Source organism: Streptococcus suis (assembly GCF_016743335.1).
In the GTDB taxonomy this organism is placed as follows: domain Bacteria; phylum Bacillota; class Bacilli; order Lactobacillales; family Streptococcaceae; genus Streptococcus; species Streptococcus suis_Y.
The window spans coordinates 1-20,304 of the sequence record NZ_WCJE01000030.1; the positions used below are offsets into that span (position 1 = coordinate 1).

A 20,304-nucleotide genomic window follows, 5' to 3' on the forward strand; every position below is an offset into this window, starting at 1 on the left:
AAAGAACCTGTTTTCAGGTTCTTTTTTTTATTTTCCCATCCCTCTTTTTTCCGAGTTTTTAGGCTGTGTTCGACTAATCAAGATGTTAGAGCGTTAAGAAAGTCCAGCAAAAATAGGAATTCATCGCAGTGTGCTTTAGCATACAAGCTGAATGCCAGACTTTTAGCTCGCTCCAACAGTCTGTTGGAGGCTGGAAATGAAATGAACTAGTTCGTTTCAACAATTCAGATAGAGCCTGTTTTTCAGGTTCTTTTTGTTTGTCTTATTCAAGCGCAATATGAATCTTTGATAGTGGATAGAGATTTTGGGCTAAAAGTCCATGTTTTCGAACGTTAAATCAAAATAATGCTCACAAATAACAAAAAAATTATATAAAATATAATAAAATGATTGATTTTTTTAAAAAAGTATTTTATACTCGTCTTATATAGATACGTAAAGTATAAGCAAGGCATACAAACAGCACCCTCAGAGTTTGCTTTATATTTACTTGATGAAATCTTTAGAAAATGGAGAACGGGTTATGAAATTAAAACAGGTATGGAGAATATTGCCTAAGTTTAAAATATGTTTACTCTTGCTTGCATTGATAGGAGCGAGCTTTGACGGGATTATTATGTCTCAGGTCATTTCGAGAGTCAGTCAATTTAGTTCGGAATCAACTGTAAAAGATGTTTTACTATTCGCCGGTTGCAGTATATTGTTCTATTTATTAATTCAATTATCAGATTTATTTGTTTCAATAATAAAAAACGACTTACTAAAAAATCTGCATAAAAGGTATAAGATGGAACTGTTAAACTATCTAGGGAATAAGGGAAATGCATTAGATGTTACAGAGTCTCTTGCGGTATTAACAGTAGATTTAAAATTAGTAGAAGATAAATATTTTTCCGTTCTTTTTGATTGCTTATACTACAGTCTTTTAGGGGCGGTTTCATTGATATATCTTGTCTATCTAAGTCCTGCAATTTCTGTATTATTTATTATTTTCTCATTTCTTCCAATGTTGCCAGCAATACTATTTAGCAAATATCTAGGAACTGCAACAGAGAACTTTACTAAGTCGAATGAGAAATTTATTCGTAGCATAAAAGATATTTTTCAAGGTTTTTCGGTTCTATGGACATATGGTGCGAATCGTAAGTTTTTAGGGATGGCTGAGACAGTTGTCAATGACTTAGAAAATAGTAATGAGGCATTGAATAATAAACACAGCATAGTTAATCTTGTTTCTTCCATGCTATCGTGGTTAAGTTATATTGTTCCAATAACTGTAGCTCTAGTATTTGTAACCCAAGGGAAACTAGATGCTAGTATTGTTATCGCTTTATTTTTAGCCAGTGACCGTGTTATCTATCCATTTAGAAATGTTTCGAACTATTTACGAATGATACAATCAACGGAGCCAACTCGAAAAAAATTAGAGAAAATGTTACAAGATTCTCAGCAACAGGAAGTGTCTGAAAATCATATTGATGAATCAATATTGAAGCCTGAGATTCATTTTTCAGGAGTAGCCATTGGACATGGAGCAGCAATTATCAAAAATTTTAATGCTACAGTCCCATATGGTCGTAAAGTGTTGATTAGAGGAGCTTCAGGAAGTGGAAAGACGACCTTACTAGATAGTATACAGGGTGTACTGCAACCGTTGGAAGGGGAAATATCTGTATTAAATCATCAGAAAAAAATAAGTAATCCTAGCAATCAAATGGCAAGAATCCAACAATCACCCTACTATTTTGAGGCAAGCTTAAAAGAGAATCTCCTAATGGCACTTGAATCAGTCCGTGAGGAGGAGTTGTTGGCCTTGCTTTCAGAACTGGGTTTGGTAGAAGAGCTAGGTGAAGATTGTTTAGAGAAATATTATGGTGAAAATGGGGCGCAGTTATCAGGAGGACAAAAACAACGTATTGAGATTGCCAGAGCCCTTCTTCATAATAAGAAAATCTTGTTAGTTGATGAGGGGACATCAGCAATTGATAAACAATCCTCAGCCCTCATTCGTAAAAAACTTGCCAATTTACCAATTACAATCTTTGAGGTTGCTCATCACTATTCAGAGTCGGATCTTGGCCTATACGATGAGATATGGGAAATTCATCCGAATAGTGGTACAATAGAGAAAATACTATGAATTGGAATGTGAATTGTGAAAGAAAAAATTGCTAGTCTTATTAAGCGTACGCGTTTGGAGAAAGGATTTAGTCAAAAAGAACTGTCCGAGGGTATTTGTGCTCAAGCAGTTATTAGTAAAATTGAAAAAGCTGAGGTTTCTCCGTCAGTCGAATTATTTTTTAAGCTCGTCAAAAAATTAGACATTGATTCTAGTGTGATATTGGAATTGTTTCAACTAAAGAAGAGTACAGAAGAACCTATTCTTACGGATGAATTGAAATCCATTCTTTACCGAAGAGAGTATGATACATTGGAATATTTTTTGCAGTTTATTTCAAAAGATGTATCTCCGATTCAAATGCCATATATACAATATCTTAACGGGGTATTGTTATTTGGGAAATACAAAAAGTCAAATGAGGCTTTAGAGATTTTGGAAGGGTTGCTGCCTACTTTGGTTGAAAATGCTAATCTATTTTTACGAGTTGGGATTGCCATTGCGGGAATATATTCGGAGTTAGAAGAGCATGTAGCATCAATGAACCAATATGAAAGTCTCATTCATCACTATCATGAGTCAAATGATTGGGAGTTGAAAGTATTATTTCAATACGGATATTCTAGAATTTTGTACCTGTGTAACAACTTTGAAAAAGCCTTGGTTTATAATGCAGAATCACTAGAATTATTAAAGAATCGAAACACTTTATTTATGTTAGGCAATACTTTGTTAATGAGAGCCAACATATTAGCAAAACGCTCCATTATTTCAGAAGCAATTGATATGGTCAAAAAATCAATAGTTGTTTATGACTTAGAAGGCGACGAGCTCTTAAAAAATTTAGCTCAGTCATTCTTTATAGATTTATTGGAACAGGAGTCGCAAGACGAAAAAGAAATTAATTAAATTTAGTGTATTATTGCTTACATATGTGATATTATTCGGAGATAAGATTCCACCAGTAATACTAAGTTAAAATTGGGAATCAGTATAGATGATGATAAAACACCTAAATTCCTCAGAATAAGTCGGAATTAGGTGTTTTTGATTGGTTTAAAAAGATGAGAAGTACATGGGTTACAACTTTTCATATTTTATAGATAGTTGATTTTAGAGTTGGTTTTACGATGGGCAGTTCTTTATTCGTTTTTCCACGGTTCCTATCAGAAATTCCTTCCTCAATTCCCCACATTTTCCGTCAAATATGATAAAATAAGAAGTATGCGTGGTTTTGTGCAAAAGAGAGTGAAACAAGCCTGTTTGATTGTCTTTTGTAGAAAACACGCAAGAAAAATTTCAGAAAAAATAGGAGACAGTTCATGTCAAAACAAGTATTTGAAACGGTTTTTGCTGGCAAGAAATTGGTCGTTGAAACTGGCCAGGTTGCCAAACAAGCCAACGGTGCGGTTGTTGTTCGCTATGGCGACTCAACAGTCCTTACAGCGGCAGTTATGTCCAAGAAAATGGCAACGGGCGATTTCTTCCCGCTCCAAGTCAACTATGAAGAGAAAATGTATGCCGCAGGGAAATTCCCAGGTGGCTGGATGAAGCGTGAAGGCCGTCCGTCAACTGATGCGACCTTGACAGCTCGTTTGATTGACCGTCCGATCCGTCCAATGTTTGCGGAAGGCTTCCGTAATGAAGTCCAAGTCATCAACACAGTACTTTCTTACGATCCAGATGCCTCTGCTCCAATGGCAGCCATGTTTGGTTCTTCATTGGCATTGGCAATCTCAGACATTCCTTTCAACGGTCCAATCGCAGGTGTCCAGGTCGGCTATGTCAATGGTGAACTCATCATCAACCCTGACAAAGCTCAAATGGAAGAGTCCCTCCTTGACTTGACAGTAGCTGGTAACAAGGACGCCATCAACATGGTAGAGTCTGGTGCCAAAGAATTGTCAGAAGACATCATGTTGGAAGCTCTTTTGAAAGGTCATGCGGCCATTCAAGAACTCTTGGATTTCCAAAATCAAATCGTAGCAGCAGTCGGCAAGGAAAAGGCAGATGTGGAGCTTCTTCAAGTGGATCCAGAATTGCAGGCAGAGATTGTCGCAGCTTACAATGACGATTTGAAAAAAGCGGTGCAGGTCGAAGAAAAATTGGCCCGTGAAGATGCGACCAATGCCGTTCGTGAGACCGTCATCGCGGCCTACGAAGAAAAATACGCTGAACACGAAGAATTTGACCGCATCATGCGTGATGTCCATGAAATCTTGGAACTCATGGAGCACGCAGAAGTTCGTCGTTTGATTACAGAAGACAAGGTCCGCCCAGACGGTCGTCGTGTGGATGAAATTCGTCCGCTGGATGCAGAAGTAGACTTCTTGCCAAATGTTCATGGCTCAGGTCTCTTTACCCGCGGTCAAACGCAAGCTCTTTCTGTCTTGACCTTGGCTCCAATGGGTGAAACCCAAATCATCGACGGATTGGACGACGAGTACAAGAAACGCTTCTTGCACCATTACAATTTCCCACAATATTCAGTTGGTTCAACTGGTCGCTATGGTGCACCAGGTCGTCGTGAGATTGGTCACGGTGCCCTTGGTGAGCGTGCTCTCGAGCAAGTTCTACCTAGCTTGGAAGACTTCCCTTACGCTATCCGCTTGGTAGCAGAAGTTTTGGAATCAAACGGTTCTTCATCACAGGCTTCTATTACAGCTGGGACCCTTGCCCTCATGGCAGGTGGTGTGCCAATCAAGGCACCAGTTGCAGGTATTGCTATGGGTCTGATTTCAGACGGCACCAACTACACCGTCTTGACCGATATTCAAGGTCTTGAGGACCACTTTGGCGACATGGACTTCAAGGTGGCGGGTACCCGTGACGGTATCACAGCCCTTCAAATGGATATCAAGATTGACGGTATCACACCACAAATTTTGGAAGAAGCCTTGGCACAGGCTAAGAAGGCACGTTTTGAAATCCTTGATGTCATCGAAGCGACGATCCCAGAAGTTCGACCAGACTTGGCACCAACTGCACCGAAGATTGACACTATCAAGATTGATGTAGATAAGATCAAGATTGTCATCGGTAAGGGTGGCGAAACCATCGATAAGATTATTGCAGAAACTGGCGTGAAAATCGATATTGACGAAGACGGTCTTGTGGCTATCTTCTCACCAGATCGTGCTGCAATTGAGCGTACTAAAGAAATCATTGCAGGTCTTGTTCGTGAAGCAAAAGTGGACGAAGTCTTCCAGGCAAAAGTGGTTCGTTTGGAGAAATTCGGTGCCTTTGTCAACCTCTTTGACAAGACAGATGCCCTAGTCCACGTTTCTGAAATGGCTTGGACTCGTGTCAATAAACCAGAAGACCTAGTTGAAATCGGCGATATTGTCGATGTTAAAGTCATCAAGATTGATGATAAAGGACGTATTGACGCTTCTATGAAGGCTCTCCTTCCAAAACCAGAAGGTTATGTGGAGCCAGAAAAACGCGAGCGTTCGGACAGACCACGCCGTCATAAAGACCATGACAAAAAAGACCACAAAGAGAGAAAAGACAACAACTTTGGTGAATTCAAATTCCACAAGGTTGAAAAGAAATAAGCTGAGTAGACAAGTTCGGTAGCGGGCTTGTCTTCTCGCTAGAAGGAGTGACTATGGGTTGGTGGAAGGACACCATTGAGATTGTAAAAGAAAAAGATCCGGCAGCACGGACCAGCTTGGAAGTTCTTTTGACCTACCCAGGTGTCAAGGCCTTGGCTGCCCACCGTCTGTCCCATTGGATGTGGAAAAAAGGCTTTAAACTCTTAGCACGGATGCACAGCCAATTTTGGCGTTTTTGGACCAATATTGAGATTCATCCAGGTGCCGAGATTGCTTCGGGGGTCTTCATTGACCATGGAGCTGGTTTGGTTATCGGAGAAACCGCCATTATCGAATCAGGTGTTATGCTTTACCACGGCGTAACGCTAGGTGGGACGGGCAAGGATTGTGGCAAACGCCACCCGACCGTGCGAAAAGGGGCCTTGGTTTCTGCCCATGCTCAAGTGATTGGCCCCATTGAGATTGGGGAAAATGCTAAAGTGGGTGCAGCTGCCGTTGTCCTAGCCGATGTTCCAGCAGATGTGACAGTGGTCGGTATGCCAGCTAAAATTGTCCGTGTGCATGGTCAAAAAGATGAGAAGGTCATTCATGACATGGAAGGTGGCCGTGAACACTACACCACCAAACTGGCAGAGCTGAGAGAAGCCAGCCACCATTCGTCGCATTTGTAGGAGGTTGATATGCTGCTAGAAGAATTTGAACAAAGTCCTTCAGTTATTGAACCGACGGATAAGGCCATTCGTGGTGGCGGTGAGGTATGTGAAACCATGATTTTCTCCTTCAATGGGGAAATCGTAGACCGTGTCCGTCAGCTACCTGAAAGTAGGGAAGGTGGCTACTTAGAAAGCATTAACGGTCGCCATCCTTGGTATATTTTGGAAAGAGAAGGACTGCGAGTTGCGGTCATGTTGGCAGTCGTCGGTGCTCCCATGGCGGTTGGTCATCTGGAAGAACTGAAGGCTTGTGGGTTTGAGAACTTTATCGTTCTGGGTTCTTGTGGTGTGCTGGATAAGTCACTTGCTGCGGATAAGATTATCCTTCCTAGCTCTGCTCTTCGGGACGAGGGAACTAGTTACCACTACGCTCCTACCAGCGATGAAATCAGCTATGACCCTGCTTTGCTATTGACCATGGAAAAGGCCTTGGACCAAGCAGGAATTGAACACGTGCGGGCTAAGACCTGGACGACGGATGCCTTTTATCGGGAAACGGCTGCCAAGGTCAAGCGACGCCTAGCCGCTGGTGCCATGGTGGTCGATATGGAAGCTTCTGCTATCATGGCCTGGGCAAACTTTCGTCAGGCCAAGGTCTATCAGTTTTTCTACACGGCAGACTATGTGGACCACCACAAGAATGAATGGGATGTACGTCGCGAGCAACGGACGGCTGACAGCATGACCTTTTTTGAAGTGGCCCTGGCGATTGCAAGAAAATTAGAAAGTACATCATGTTAAAAAAATTAGTAAGACAAAACTGGCCTTATGTGTTGACCGCCATCGGTGGAACAATTCTATCTATCCTTAAGTTTTCCCAAGGAAACTGGCAGCTAGGGATGATTTGGTTGGCAGCGACAGCTTATTGGTTGGTTAGATTGTATCAAAAGTATCAAATCCTAAAGAATACTCAGAAGTAATGGAGAAAGCATGATTAAAATTTACGATACCATGACCCGTAGTTTGCGTGACTTTGTGCCCTTGGAAGAGGGGAAGGTCAAGATGTATGTTTGCGGTCCGACAGTTTACAACTATATCCATATCGGAAATGCCCGTAGCGTCGTGGCTTTTGATACCATCCGTCGCTACTTTGAATACCGTGGCTTTGATGTAGCGTACATTTCTAACTTTACGGATGTGGATGACAAGATTATCAAAGCTGCTAATGAAGCTGGCATGACAACCAAGGAGCTGTCTGATAAGTTTATCGCAGCTTTCAAGGAAGATGTGGCAAAGTTAGGTGTCAAACCAGCAACTAAAAATCCTCGTGTTATCGACTATATGGATGAAATCATTGATTTTGTGCAGGTCTTGATTGACAAGGGGTACGCCTATGAAGCTTCTGGAGATGTCTATTTCCGTGTGGAAAAGGCAGAAAACTATGCCCGTTTGGCCAACAAAACCTTGTCTGACCTAGAAGCTGGGGCTTCTGGTCGTGTTGAGGGAGAAGGTCAACTGAAAGAACATCCTTTCGACTTTGCCCTGTGGAAAACTGCCAAGCCAGGCGAAGTGTCTTGGGAAAGTCCTTGGGGAGCAGGTCGTCCAGGTTGGCATATCGAGTGTTCGGTTATGGCGACAGAGATTTTGGGAGATACTATTGACATTCACGGTGGTGGTGCGGACTTGGAATTCCCTCACCATACCAATGAAATCGTCCAGTCTGAATGCAAAACAGGTCAGACCTTTGCCAACTACTGGATGCACAATGCCATGCTCAATATCAACGATGAGAAGATGTCTAAGTCCTTGGGCAATTTCCTGACAGCCCATGATATGTTGGAACAAATTGACGGTCAGGTCTTGCGATTCTTCCTATCTACCCAGCACTACCGCCGTCCACTCAACTACACTGAGAAGGCCATTTCAGATGCGGAAATCAATCTCAAATATCTAAAAAATACTTATACACAACCTGTGCAAAACTCTGTGGATAAGTCAGGTCTTGAATTGCATTTGGCGGCCTTTGAAGCGGCAATGGATGATGATTTCAATGCGGCAAATGGGATTACGGCTATTTTTGACCTTGCCAAATGGATCAACTCTGGCAACTACGATGAAACTGTAAAAGAAGCCTTTGGAAACATGCTGCAAGTGTTCGGTATTGTCTTTGAAGAAGAAGTCTTGGACAGTGAGATTGAAGCCTTGATAGCAGAACGTCAAGCAGCTCGTGCCAATCGGGATTTTGCGACGGCTGACCGCATTCGTGATGAATTGGCAGCCCAGGGCATCAAGCTCTTGGATACCAAGGATGGTGTGAGGTGGACACGTGACTAAGGCAGTAGATGTCAATCTCATCAATGGAATTGCCCTGGCTTTTGAAGGGGATGCTGTCTATTCCATGTATATCAGACGGCACTTGATTTTCAAGGGACTGACCAAGCCCAATCAATTGCACGGTGAGGCTAACAAATACGTCTCGGCCAAGGCACAGGCAAGCCTGATTTCTGCCCTCTTAGAAGCTCAGCTATTGACCGAAAAAGAGGAAGAAATCTACAAGCGGGGAAGGAATAGCCATAGCCACACCAAGGCCAAGAATGCGGATGTGGTCACCTATCGAATGTCCACAGGTTTTGAGGCGGTTTTGGGTTATCTGCACATGACTGAGCAGATGGAACGCCTGGATGAACTGGTTGGCTGGTGTATTGGGTTTATAGAGAATAGATAGGAAGAGGAAAGATTTTATTTCCTTAAACACAGAAATAGTCAGGCTTGGTCCTGACTATTTCTTTTGTTTGTAGAAGCTGGTTAGTTGCTTGGTAGTAGGGCAAGCTCAAATTCCAGACACTTAGCTGTCACTAATTGGTCATGCTTGATGGTTTGGACGACTTGTTTGTCTAATGAAACTAGCTTGACAAACTGGAAATTTGCATCGCTTTTTGGAGTAGAGATGGTCAGCTTGTGTTGATCTGCAAGTAGCAAGTCTACCTCCTTAAAATGCGGTAGTCCGATTTGGTAGTCGGCTTTTCCAGGACAGACAGGGTAGAAACCTAGACAGGAGAATATGTACCAGGCTGAAAGGCTACCGTTATCCTCGTCACCTGGATAGGCTTGAAAACCTGTCTTGAAAGCTGTTTGTCTGATTTTGTGAATGAGTAGACTAGTGTATTCTGGTTTTGTGGACCATTGGAAAAGATAAGGGATATGGAAGCTCGGTTGATTTGAAATAGCAAGCTGACCGAGATTGACTTGCGCCATTTCCGACATTTCGTGGATTTCGTAGCCGTATTGTTCAGGTGAGAAATAGGGCTCCTGATTGCACAGTTGGATGAGATAGGTGGTAAAGGCTTCTTTTCCGCCCATCAATTCTATCAGTCCATCGATGTCATGAAAGACGGACAGGGTTGCTTGTAGGGCAGAGCATTCGGCATAGTCTCTTCCCCAGCTTAGAGGGGAAAAATCTGCTCGGAATTGTTTCTGTCTATCCTTGGCACGCATGAGACCTGTTTGGCTATCGAATAACTGTCGGTAACCGAGGCACATTTGAGCGTATTGCTTAGCCAGTTGGTCCTGTCCCAGTTTTTCTGCTACTTGGCTGATAGCCCAATCACTGTAGGCATAATCAAGAGAATGGCTCACAGATTCGTTGAAATCAAGAGGGAGATAGTTTAACTGGCGGTAAATCTGACTACCATGGCGGCCGTAACGTTGATCCGCATCGGTCTTTTGACTGGTTTCAATCATGGCTTGGAGAAAATCTTCCATCAAATCAGGAACAAGTCCCTTGCAGGCCGCATCAGCAATGACTCCATCCACAAGAGTTCCTGGCATGATACCGCGCTCGTCTGGCGATAACCATTTGGGTAAAAATCCAGTATCTCGATAGTGTTGGAGAATGCCGTGGAGAAACTCTTCCAAATAGTCTGGGTAGATAAGTGAAAGCAGAGGATAGGAGGAACGGAAGGTGTCCCAGTAGCCGTTGTTGGTGAAAAATTTACCTAGTTTGGCCTGATTGCTGATAGGGTCGAAATGAATGGCTTGTCCATCAGGACTAGGTTCATAGAAAGTCTGTGGGTAAAGTAGGCAACGGTAGAGGCAGTGGTAGAAGAAGTTAATGTCCTCTGTTTTTTTGTCACGAATTTGAATACGTCCTAGTAGTTGGTTCCACGTCTTTTCGGCTTGTTTTTGGGCTTGGGGGAAGTCAGGAACATCTTTCAATAGAAAGGCGGCCTGCTCAGGGCTGATAAAAGAGGTAGCTAAGCGCCCCTTGATAGAAGTGCTTGAGAAATTGATACGAACATGTAAATCTTCTCCCACCACTTCCGTTTTAGCTATCTTGTGATCCTTGACCAGATGATAACATTCTGTTATTTCCTCTTCAAATTCTAGGAGAGCATACATGCAGAAATCAGGGGATTGGCAGGCGCTGACCTGAAAAATCTGAATGAGCAATTGGTGAGGATTGAGCAGTCGATAAATGGATTTTCCAGATGAATAGAAGACCATTCCGATAGGCTGGTTAGTAAAAGACGCTATCTCAAAACTGGCTCCGTATCGGCTGGGAGCTAAACGGCTTATCAAGCGAAAGCGGTTGGATTGTAATTGAAGGAGGTCAGGTCGGAAAATAGCTTGGTCGAGTTGGTAGCTGGATTGACGATGAAAGAGGCTATCTCGGCTTAATTCACCTGTGATAGGTGTTAATAAGAGGGAGGAAAAATCCCCCAACCAAGGGCTGGGTTGATGGGTTAAGCGAATGCCCTGATAGACAGGTTCATAGGGATTGAACCACCAGTTTCCAGTCTGGTCGCTGGTCTGGGGAGCAAAATAATTCATGCCGAAAGGGGCACCTGTCAATGGTAGGGTGTTTCCGTTTGAAAAGGCATGTGAGTTATAAGTACCATAGCGGGTGTCAATGGTTGAAACGATGGAGGTATACATAGGCTATCCTTTTCTTTTTTTTATTGATAATAAGTGGTGTCTCCTTATTATATAGAGAAAGGGAAAGAAAGGAAAGCGTTTTCTAAAACTGGCAATATTTGTGTAAAAATGGGTTTAATTTGTGTATAGGATTTGCATATAGAATTGTATAGACTGATACTAGGAACCTTGTGTCTAATGAAAATTATATGGACTTGCCAGATAGAGGTTGGAAGAACTCTGAGCAAAGGATAAAAAGGAGAAATCATGTTTTACACAAAAGAAATCATAGAGAACTGGCTGACAGGCATTCAAAAGAAAACAGCAGACCACCCAAGTTGGGGGAGTGTATTTGAAAGGTGTTATACGGATACGCTTGATAGGACCATTAGTCAACTGGAAGATGGGACTACTTTTGTCTTAACGGGGGACATTCCAGCCATGTGGTTGAGGGATTCGACAGCCCAGGTCAAACCCTATCTAGCCTTGGCTAGAAAAGATGAGAAATTGCGCCAGATGATTCTAGGTCTGGTAGAGAGGCAAATGGCTTTTATTTTGATGGATCCATATGCCAATGCCTTTAACCAGGCAGCTAATGGGCGGGGGCACCAGACCGACCACACTCAGATGGGACCCTGGATTTGGGAGCGGAAATATGAGGTGGATTCCCTCTGCTACCCCCTTCAATTAGCCTATCTACTTTGGAAAGCGACAGGGGAAACCAGTCATTTTAACCAGACCTTCTTTGGGGCAGCTGAAAAAATTGTTCAACTCTGGAAATTGGAGCAGCACCATGAAAACTCCCCTTATAGCTTTGAACGGGACACTGATCGGCTAGAGGATACCCTCACGCACCAAGGAAAAGGGGCTCCCTGCACCTATACAGGGATGACTTGGTCCGGTTTTCGTCCAAGCGATGACGCCTGTATCTACCCTTACCTCATCCCTTCAAATATGTTTGCGGTCGTCGTCTTGGGTTATTTAGGAGAAATAGCAGAGCAGTTTGCCAGTGAGGAATTCTCAGATTTGGCTGAAGGTGCCAGACGGTTGGCGCAGGAAATTGACCAGGGGATTCGGACCTTTGGGCTGACCAAGAATCAGGCGGGAGAAACCATTTTCGCCTATGAAGTGGACGGCTTGGGCAATCAGTCTATCATGGATGACCCAAATGTTCCAAGTTTGCTAGCGGCTCCCTATCTAGGCTATTGTCAGAAAGATGATCCCATCTATTTGGCAACCCGTCGGACCATTTTAAGTCAAGAAAATCCCTATTACTACGAGGGCGACTATGCTGCGGGTCTTGGTTCCAGTCATACCTTCTATCGCTATATTTGGCCGATTGCCTTGGCTATTCAAGGATTGACAACGGATGACAAGGAAGAAAAAGCTCGCTTATTGGATACAATGGTGGCCTGTGATGGCGGTACTGGGCTGATGCATGAGAGTTTCCATGTGGATGATCCGACGCTTTACTCTAGAGAGTGGTTCTCCTGGGCAAATATGATGTTTTGCGAATTGGTTTTAGATTATTATGATATACGACCGGAGGAATAAAATGGGAAAAGAAACGGTTCATATTATTTCACATAGCCACTGGGATAGGGAATGGTATCTTCCTTTGGAAGAACATCGGATGCGCTTAGTAGAGCTATTTGATGACCTATTTGACTTGTTTGAAACAGATCCTGAGTTTAGGAGTTTTCATCTAGATGGACAGACCATTGTCCTAGATGACTATCTGGAAATTCGTCCGCAGAATCAAGAGTTATTGAAGAAATACATTCAAGACGGTCGGCTGATTATTGGTCCCTTTTACATCTTGCAGGATGATTACCTCATCACTAGTGAGGCCAATATGCGCAATACCCTTCTGGGTCACTTGGAAAGCAAGAAGTGGGGACGGGCTCCGAAGATTGGTTATTATCCAGATACTTTCGGCAATATGGGACAGGCTCCTCAGCTATTGCGTCAGGCTGGTATAGATGTGGCCTTGTTTGGTCGTGGGGTCAAACCAGTTGGCTTTGATAATCAGGTTCTGGGAGATGACCGATTCCAGTCCACTTTCTCAGAGATGATTTGGGAGGGGGCAGATGGCAGTCAGGTTCTGGGAATTTTATTTGCTAACTGGTACAGCAATGGCAATGAAATTCCAGTTGATGAGGAAGAAGCGCGTGTTTTTTGGGAGAAAAAATTGGCAGATGTTCGCAAATACGCTTCAACTTCCCACTATCTGCTGATGAATGGCTGTGATCACCAGCCTGTCCAGAAAAATCTCAGCCAAGCATTACGACTGGCCCGAAAACTGTATCCAGATATAGACTTTGTTCATTCAAGCTTTGAAGAATACATAGCTGCTGTCAAGGAAGAATTGCCAAAAGACCTCAGTCGTGTCAAGGGAGAATTGACTAGCCAGGAAACAGATGGCTGGTACACCTTGGTAAATACTGCCTCTTCGAGAATTTATCTCAAGCAAGCCAATGACCAGGCCAGCCAGCTTTTGGAACAAGTTGTAGAACCCTTGGTGGTGATGGCAGGAGATAAGGTTCCCAGAGATGAGTTACGCTATGCCTGGAAACTCTTGTTGCAGAATGCCCCCCATGATAGCATCTGTGGTTGTAGCGTAGACCAGGTACATAGTGAGATGGAAACCCGCTTTAAGAAGGTCAAACAAGTCGCTCATTTCCTGAGCCAGCGCTCCCTAGACAGGTGGGAAAAGCAGGTAGATTCTAGCCAATTAGACGGCTTACTATTTACGGTTTTTAATACTACAGCCTGCCGACAAACCCAGTTAGTGGAGGTTGATTTGCTTGTTGAACAGGAAGATTTTCGCGATGGGCAGTTAGAACAACACTTCCAATCCATGGCAGCTATTTCTCTGCCAGCCTTTGGTCTCTTTACCAGTCAAGGCCAAGAGGTAGAAGCTACCATCGAAGATCTAGGTGTCAACTTCCGCTACGATTTACCAAAAGATGCTTTTCGCTCTGCCAATTTTGCCCGCCAGATTCGTGTCCGCTTTGTAGTGGAAAATCAGGCGCCATTTTCATGGCAGACCTATCAAGTCAAGCCGATTGGTGACACTAGGGTGAATAGCAGTTTAAGTGAACAGTTCGAGAATGATTACTACCGTATTGACGTGGTGGATGGTCAGCTCTTACTAGAAGACAAGAGAACGGGTCAAGCCTATAAAGACTGGCTACGGTTTGAAGATTGTGGAGATTTGGGCAATGAATACATCTTTATGGCGCCTAAGAATGACCAACCGCTCTATGGTCAGATAGAGGACTTCGGTCTTGTCTACCAAACAGAAGCGGTCAGCATTGCCAAGGTCGTTCACCGTTTGCATCTACCTGTGGCTATGGAAACAAGTCTGGAAGATGAACAGAAGCGCCTGGTAGAATTTAAACATCGAACATCTCAAAGGAGTCAGGAAAAGAAAGACCTGCTCCTTACCACCTATCTGACCCTCTACCGCCACCAACCACAAATTCGCATCCAGACAAATTTCCACAATCAAATCAAGGACCATCGCTTACGAGCAGTCCTTGATATAGGAATAGAAGCCGAGAATCACTTTGCAGATTCCATCTTTGAAGTCGTTAAACGTCCAAATCAGCCACATTCAGCTTGGGAAAATCCGTCCAATCCTCAGCGTCATCGCAGTTTTATTAGTCTATCAGATGGTCGACAAGCCATGACCGTTTCGAGCAAGGGCCTACATGAGTATGAAATCCTAGATAGGGGCAAGATTGCTTTGACACTACTTCGTGCGACTGGAGAGCTAGGAGATTGGGGCTACTTCCCAACACCAGAAGCCCAGTGTTTGAGGGAATGTCAGTTGGACTATGCTTTTGAAATTTGCCCAGTAGAGGAAGGTTTTACCAGCTTCCAAAGAGCTCAGGCCTTCCAAGGACACTTGTTAACTAAACAAGTAACCAGCCATAGTGGGTATCTGCCGTGTGATCATCAGTTTTTGAGCCATCCAGCACTGGAAGAGGACCGCTTATGCGTGACTTCTTTGAAGGTGGCAGAGACTTCGGACCGCATCCTGCTCCGTTACTACAATATGAGCCAGGAACAGTTAGCAGGTTGGAGCGAGTGGACTGAGGGTGTTGACCTCTTGGAAGAACCACTAGAGGCTTTGCTGGCTAAGATTGAACCTCAGGCAATCCGAACAGAGGTCATTGGCTATCATGGAAAGGAGAAAGAATATGGTAGTAGCCTGTTTTGATATTGGAGGTACGGGAATAAAGGGGGCCCTGATTGGTTCAGATAAGCAGATAAACTATAGGCAGGAATGGCCAACACCGGCCAGTTTAGCGGAATTGTTGGCGCTTATGGACAGTATTATTCAGCCGGTAGATGGCTTGGAGGCAATTTCCCTCAGTATACCTGGAGCGGTAGACCTTGAAACAGGTGTCATCCAGGGGCTGAGTGCCGTTCCCTATATCCATGGTGTATCTTGGTATGAGTTATTAAGTCAGTATGGCTGTCCTGTGTATTTGGAAAATGATGCTAATTGTGTCGGTCTGAGTGAATTGGCTATTGACGACCAGCTATCGACCTTTGCCTGTGTCGTCTGTGGTACGGGTATCGGTGGTGCCTTGATTGTGGATAGAAAACTCATCCGAGGGAAACAAGGTTTCGGTGGCGAATTTGGCTATATGCTGATTGCTACTGGAAAGGGACCTCTAAAAAACTGGTCCCAACTTGCTTCTACTGGAAGTTTGGTCAGACAGGTGGCTAGTCAGTATGAGGAAGCTGCGGAAGATTGGAATGGGAAACGGATTTTTGAACTAGCAGAACAGGGAGATGAGGTATGTCAATTAGCCATTGAAGAAATGACACGCAATCTGGCCTATGGCATTTTAAATATCTCCTATTTCCTGGAACCAGAAGTGCTGGCTATAGGCGGCTCTATCAGCCAGAATCCAGTCTTTATCCAAGCTATTCAGGAGCAACTAGAGGCTATTCAAAAGGAATATCCAGAAGAATTCCCATATCTACCAGCTATTCGTGCCTGCCACTACCAGCAGGATGCCAACCTCATGGGTGCTTATATGAAGACCCTACAATAAGGAGAAATGATGATGTTACAGATAAACCATTCTTTACAGCAGTCGGATAGGGTCTTGGAAGAGATTTGTTCCTCTCTTGGCTTTGATTGCCAGTTAGAACTTGCGGTCGATGGCAAGGAGAGTTTGCGGATTGAAGGTTCAGCAGGTTCTTACCGTATCCGTGCGCCTAAAGAACATATGATTTACCGCGGTTTGCTTGTTTTGGCTAGTCAGTTGACTCAGGGCGAGACCGACATACAGATCCAGGAAAGACCTGCCTACCGTCAACTCGGTTTTATGGAAGATTGTTCTCGAAATGCTGTCCTGACGGTTGAAGCCAGCAAGACCTTGATTAGACAACTGGCCTTGATGGGCTACAGCCATTTCCAGCTTTACATGGAAGATACCTACCAACTACGTGATGAACCCTATTTTGGTTATTTCCGAGGAGCCTATACAAAAGAAGAATTGCAGGCTATTGAGGAGGAGTGCCACCGTTACGGTATGGAATTTATTCCCTGTATCCAGACCTTGGCCCATCTGATTGCCTACCTCAAATGGAACATTTCTTCTATTCAGGCCATTCGAGATGTGGACAATATTCTTTTGATTGGGGATGAGAGGACCTATGCCTTGATTGATAAGATGTTTGAGGCCTTGTCCCATCTGAAAACACGGACCATTAACATCGGTATGGATGAGGCTCACTTGGTCGGGCTGGGTCAATACCTCAATCAACACGGCTATCAGAAACGAAGTCTGATTATGTGCCAACACTTGGAACGGGTCTTGGATATTGCTGATAAATACGGTTTCCATTGTAGTATGTGGAGCGATATGTTCTTCCAGTTGTTGACAGCGAGTAAGGATTATACTGGTCAGTTGGAAATTGACTCGGAAATTCAGGCTTATTTGGATCGCCTCAAGGACAGAGTGACCTTGATTTATTGGGATTACTACCAGACCAGCCGTGAGAGTTATGCTCAAAAACTGGCAAGTCATCAGCAGTTGGGAAATCAGATTGCCTTTGCAAGTGGTGCCTGGAAGTGGATTGGTTTTACTCCTGATAATGATTTCAGTATGCGGATTGCACCAGAAGCACATGCCGCCTGCCAAGAGTATGGCGTCCAAGAAGTGACGGTGACCGCTTGGGGAGACAATGGTGGGGAATGCGCAACCTTCTCGATCTTGCCGAGTCTTCATGCCTGGGCAGAACTCCAGTACCGAGGAAATTTGGGCTGTCTGGCTGAGCATTTCTATCAACTACACCAAGTTTCCCTCGGTGACTTCCTGCAATTGGATTTGCCAAATAAGACACCTAGCCACCCTGGTCCAGGTTATCACGGTTTCAATCCCAGTCGCTACATCTTGTATCAGGATATTCTCTGCCCCTTGCTGCAAGAGCATATTGATGCCGAAAAAGACAGCGCCTTTTATCAGGAATTAGCGCCTAGATTGGCAGAGATTGGAAGCCGAGCCAAGGGCTATGCCTATCTCTTTGATACTCAGGCTAAGTTGTGTCAGGTTTTAGCGACCAAGGCGGCTATTTCAGCAGGTATTCGTCAGGCCTATCAGGAAGGAAATCGTCAGGTTTTGGCAGAGCAAGTTGACGGTTTGCAGCAACTAAGGATAGACCTAGAAAGCTTCTATCAGGCACTCAGCTACCAATGGATGGTAGAGAAGAAGGTGTTTGGTCTGGATACGGTGGACATTCGCCTAGGTGGCTTGGATGCCCGCATTCGCCGTGCAATCCAGCGGTTGCAAGCCTATCTGAACAATGAAGTACCTAAACTAGATGAACTAGAAGTGCCAATTCTCCCTTACGATGACTTCCATCAGGACAAGGGATTTATTGCGACAACTGCCAACCAATGGCAGATTATTGCGACGGCTTCAACCATCTATACAACCTAGTGATATTCGAGCTCGAAAGGGCTCGATTTTTTTATGCAAATTTTGATTAGCAACCCAGATTTTCTTTGTTTTTTACAGAAGGTATATCGGTTGTTATATACACCTATAATTTGTAGAATTTTGCCTATAATGTGGCAATTCACAGTTGGCCTAATCAGGAGTAAACTAATAATGTAAAGGTTCATAATAGAAAGGAGCTATGATGAAAGACCTCATAAAAAATCTAAAACAAAATGCCATTTTTTTCCTAATGGTATTGCCAGGAGTCATCTGGCTCATTCTATTTTTCTACATTCCAGTATTTGGCAATGTGATTGCTTTTAAGGACTATCGCCATACAGGTAATGGCTTTTGGGATAGTCTCATACAAAGTAGGTGGATAGGATTGGATAATTTTAAATTTCTATTTCAATCATCCGATGCCTATATCATCACAAGAAATACCATCCTATATAATCTTGGTTTTATCGTACTCGGACTGATTTTTGCAGTAGGTATTGCCATTATCTTTAGTGAGATGCGGTCGAAGAAGCTGGTAAAGATCTATCAGACCACAACCTTGTTCCCTTATTTCCTTTCTTGGGTCATTATCAGTTTCTTCGTTTACGCATTTTTGAGTCCAGATAAAGGATTGATAAACAATATTCTCAAAGGAATGGGGATGGATCCCATCAACTGGTACAGCACACCGACCTATTGGCCCTTCATCTTGCTTTTCTTAGGAATTTGGAAAGGTTTGGGCTACAACAGTATTATTTATTATGCAACCATTATGGGCATTGACCCAACCTACTATGAAGCTGCGATTGTGGATGGAGCGACCAAGTGGCAACGGATCCGCTATGTCACCCTTCCTCAGTTAATGCCTCTGATGACTATTTTAACGATTCTGGCTGTCGGAAATATCTTCCGAGCAGACTTTGGCCTTTTCTATCAAATTCCGAAAAATTCAGGTCCTCTCTTCAATGTGACTCAAGTCCTTGATACCTACGTTTATCGTGGAATTGCAGGAACAGGGGACATCGGTATGGCTATCGCAGCAGGCCTCTATCAATCTGTTGTCGGCTGTATCTTGGTGGTAGTGACCAACCTGATTGTTCGTCGCTTTGATAAGGAATCAGCCTTATTCTAGGAGGGGAGTATGAAAAAAAAGAAACAAATCACTTCTGTTTCTATTCATTCATTTAGTAAGAAAACAGATCTATTTTTCTCAAGTTTACTAGGGATATTTGCCCTATCTTGTACCCTTCCCTTCATATTTGTTATCATCATTTCTATGACAGATGAGACAAGCTTGGCTATCAACGGCTATTCTTTCTGGCCAGAGCAATGGAGTTTGGCAGGTTATGAATATCTCTTTCAATTGAAAGATCAGATTCTCCAAGCCCTCTTTATCACCTTCTTTGTGACCATTGTAGGGACGAGCTTGAATGTCTTCTTCACTGTTCTTTACGCCTATGCCATTTCGAGAAACAGTTTCAGATACAGACGATTTTTTACCCTGATGGCTCTCTTTACCATGCTGTTTAGCGCAGGGATCATTCCAACCTATATCGTCATGACCTCGTTTTTAAATCTCAAAGATACAGTGGCAGCCTTGATTCTACCCATGCTGCTGTCTCCTTTCAATATCATGGTGATGAGATCCTTCTTTAGAAAGACTATTTCTGAGTCTATTATCGAATCTGCCAGGATTGACGGGGCCAGTGAATTTCGGATTTTCTTCCAAATCTGCTTACCACTAACCCTACCAGGTATCGCAACCATCGCTCTCTTTACAGCCCTCGCTTTTTGGAATGACTGGTACAACGCTCTCCTCTATATCCAGAGCGATAACCTCTTCCCCCTCCAATACCTGCTGATGAAAATTCAAGCAAACATTCAATATCTCTCTGAAAATGCTGCCGCAGCAGCGGCCATGTCCTCAGAAGTTGCAGGGGCCCTTCCAAAAGAAGCAACACGGATGGCTATTGTGGTCGTATCGACTCTACCAATTGCCTGTCTCTATCCTTTCTTCCAACGTTACTTTGTCAAAGGTTTGACAATTGGAGGAGTCAAGGAGTAGAGACATCACTCTATCTTAACAATCGTAT

Annotated in this window: 15 protein-coding genes; 14 read left to right on the plus strand and 1 reads right to left on the minus strand. The window is 43.6% G+C overall.

The window, feature by feature from the left end; genetic code table 11:
* Positions 1-523 precede the first annotated feature (523 nt).
* From F9856_RS08650 to F9856_RS08685, 8 genes are all read left to right on the plus strand, one after another.
* Complete coding sequence (locus F9856_RS08650) at positions 524-2,140, plus strand: ATP-binding cassette domain-containing protein (RefSeq protein WP_202106367.1); 1,617 nt, start codon at positions 524-526, stop codon at positions 2,138-2,140.
* A gap of 15 nt (positions 2,141-2,155) precedes the next feature.
* The gene (locus F9856_RS12375; RefSeq protein ID WP_202106368.1) at positions 2,156-3,028 is read left to right on the plus strand and encodes a helix-turn-helix transcriptional regulator; all 873 of its coding nucleotides are present in this window, start codon (positions 2,156-2,158) and stop codon (positions 3,026-3,028) included.
* 413 nt (positions 3,029-3,441) lie between these two features.
* Positions 3,442-5,676 (plus strand): polyribonucleotide nucleotidyltransferase, encoded by a 2,235-nt coding sequence (gene pnp / locus F9856_RS08660; RefSeq protein WP_202106369.1) that lies wholly within the window; start codon positions 3,442-3,444, stop codon positions 5,674-5,676.
* Between the two features lie 53 nt (positions 5,677-5,729).
* Positions 5,730-6,347 (plus strand): serine O-acetyltransferase, encoded by a 618-nt coding sequence (gene cysE / locus F9856_RS08665; protein ID WP_172090633.1) that lies wholly within the window; start codon positions 5,730-5,732, stop codon positions 6,345-6,347.
* A 9-nt stretch (positions 6,348-6,356) separates the two neighbouring features.
* Positions 6,357-7,130, plus strand: coding sequence for a nucleoside phosphorylase (locus tag F9856_RS08670; RefSeq protein WP_202106370.1), 774 nt, complete (start codon positions 6,357-6,359; stop codon positions 7,128-7,130).
* A complete protein-coding gene (locus tag F9856_RS08675; RefSeq protein ID WP_125184193.1) occupies positions 7,124-7,309 on the plus strand; it encodes a hypothetical protein in 186 nt (61 codons plus the stop codon). Before F9856_RS08670 ends, F9856_RS08675 begins: the two co-directional genes overlap by 7 nt.
* Positions 7,310-7,319: 10 nt before the next feature.
* Positions 7,320-8,663, plus strand: coding sequence for a cysteine--tRNA ligase (gene cysS, locus F9856_RS08680; RefSeq protein ID WP_202106371.1), 1,344 nt, complete (start codon positions 7,320-7,322; stop codon positions 8,661-8,663).
* Positions 8,656-9,054, plus strand: coding sequence for a Mini-ribonuclease 3 (locus F9856_RS08685; protein ID WP_202106372.1), 399 nt, complete (start codon positions 8,656-8,658; stop codon positions 9,052-9,054). Before cysS ends, F9856_RS08685 begins: the two co-directional genes overlap by 8 nt.
* A gap of 80 nt (positions 9,055-9,134) precedes the next feature.
* Here F9856_RS08685 and F9856_RS08690 read toward each other — a convergent pair whose 3' ends face one another.
* Positions 9,135-11,264 (minus strand): GH92 family glycosyl hydrolase, encoded by a 2,130-nt coding sequence (locus tag F9856_RS08690; protein ID WP_202106373.1) that lies wholly within the window; start codon positions 11,262-11,264, stop codon positions 9,135-9,137.
* A gap of 246 nt (positions 11,265-11,510) precedes the next feature.
* Between F9856_RS08690 and F9856_RS08695 the strand changes: the two genes are divergently transcribed.
* From F9856_RS08695 to F9856_RS08720, 6 genes are all read left to right on the plus strand, one after another.
* On the plus strand, positions 11,511-12,797 hold the full coding sequence (locus tag F9856_RS08695; RefSeq protein WP_202106374.1) for a glycoside hydrolase family 125 protein: 1,287 nt from the start codon (positions 11,511-11,513) through the stop codon (positions 12,795-12,797).
* A gap of 1 nt (position 12,798) precedes the next feature.
* Positions 12,799-15,471: an alpha-mannosidase gene (locus F9856_RS08700; RefSeq protein WP_202106375.1), complete on the plus strand. Its 2,673-nt coding sequence runs from the start codon at positions 12,799-12,801 to the stop codon at positions 15,469-15,471.
* A complete protein-coding gene (locus F9856_RS08705) occupies positions 15,452-16,318 on the plus strand; it encodes an ROK family protein (RefSeq protein WP_202106376.1) in 867 nt (288 codons plus the stop codon). Before F9856_RS08700 ends, F9856_RS08705 begins: the two co-directional genes overlap by 20 nt.
* A 9-nt stretch (positions 16,319-16,327) precedes the next feature.
* Positions 16,328-18,211: a beta-N-acetylhexosaminidase gene (locus F9856_RS08710; RefSeq protein ID WP_236659583.1), complete on the plus strand. Its 1,884-nt coding sequence runs from the start codon at positions 16,328-16,330 to the stop codon at positions 18,209-18,211.
* 202 nt (positions 18,212-18,413) lie between these two features.
* The gene (locus F9856_RS08715) at positions 18,414-19,343 is read left to right on the plus strand and encodes an ABC transporter permease (protein ID WP_105128805.1); all 930 of its coding nucleotides are present in this window, start codon (positions 18,414-18,416) and stop codon (positions 19,341-19,343) included.
* A gap of 9 nt (positions 19,344-19,352) precedes the next feature.
* A complete protein-coding gene (locus F9856_RS08720) occupies positions 19,353-20,276 on the plus strand; it encodes a carbohydrate ABC transporter permease (RefSeq protein ID WP_202106377.1) in 924 nt (307 codons plus the stop codon).
* The last annotated feature ends 28 nt before the right edge of the window (positions 20,277-20,304 follow it).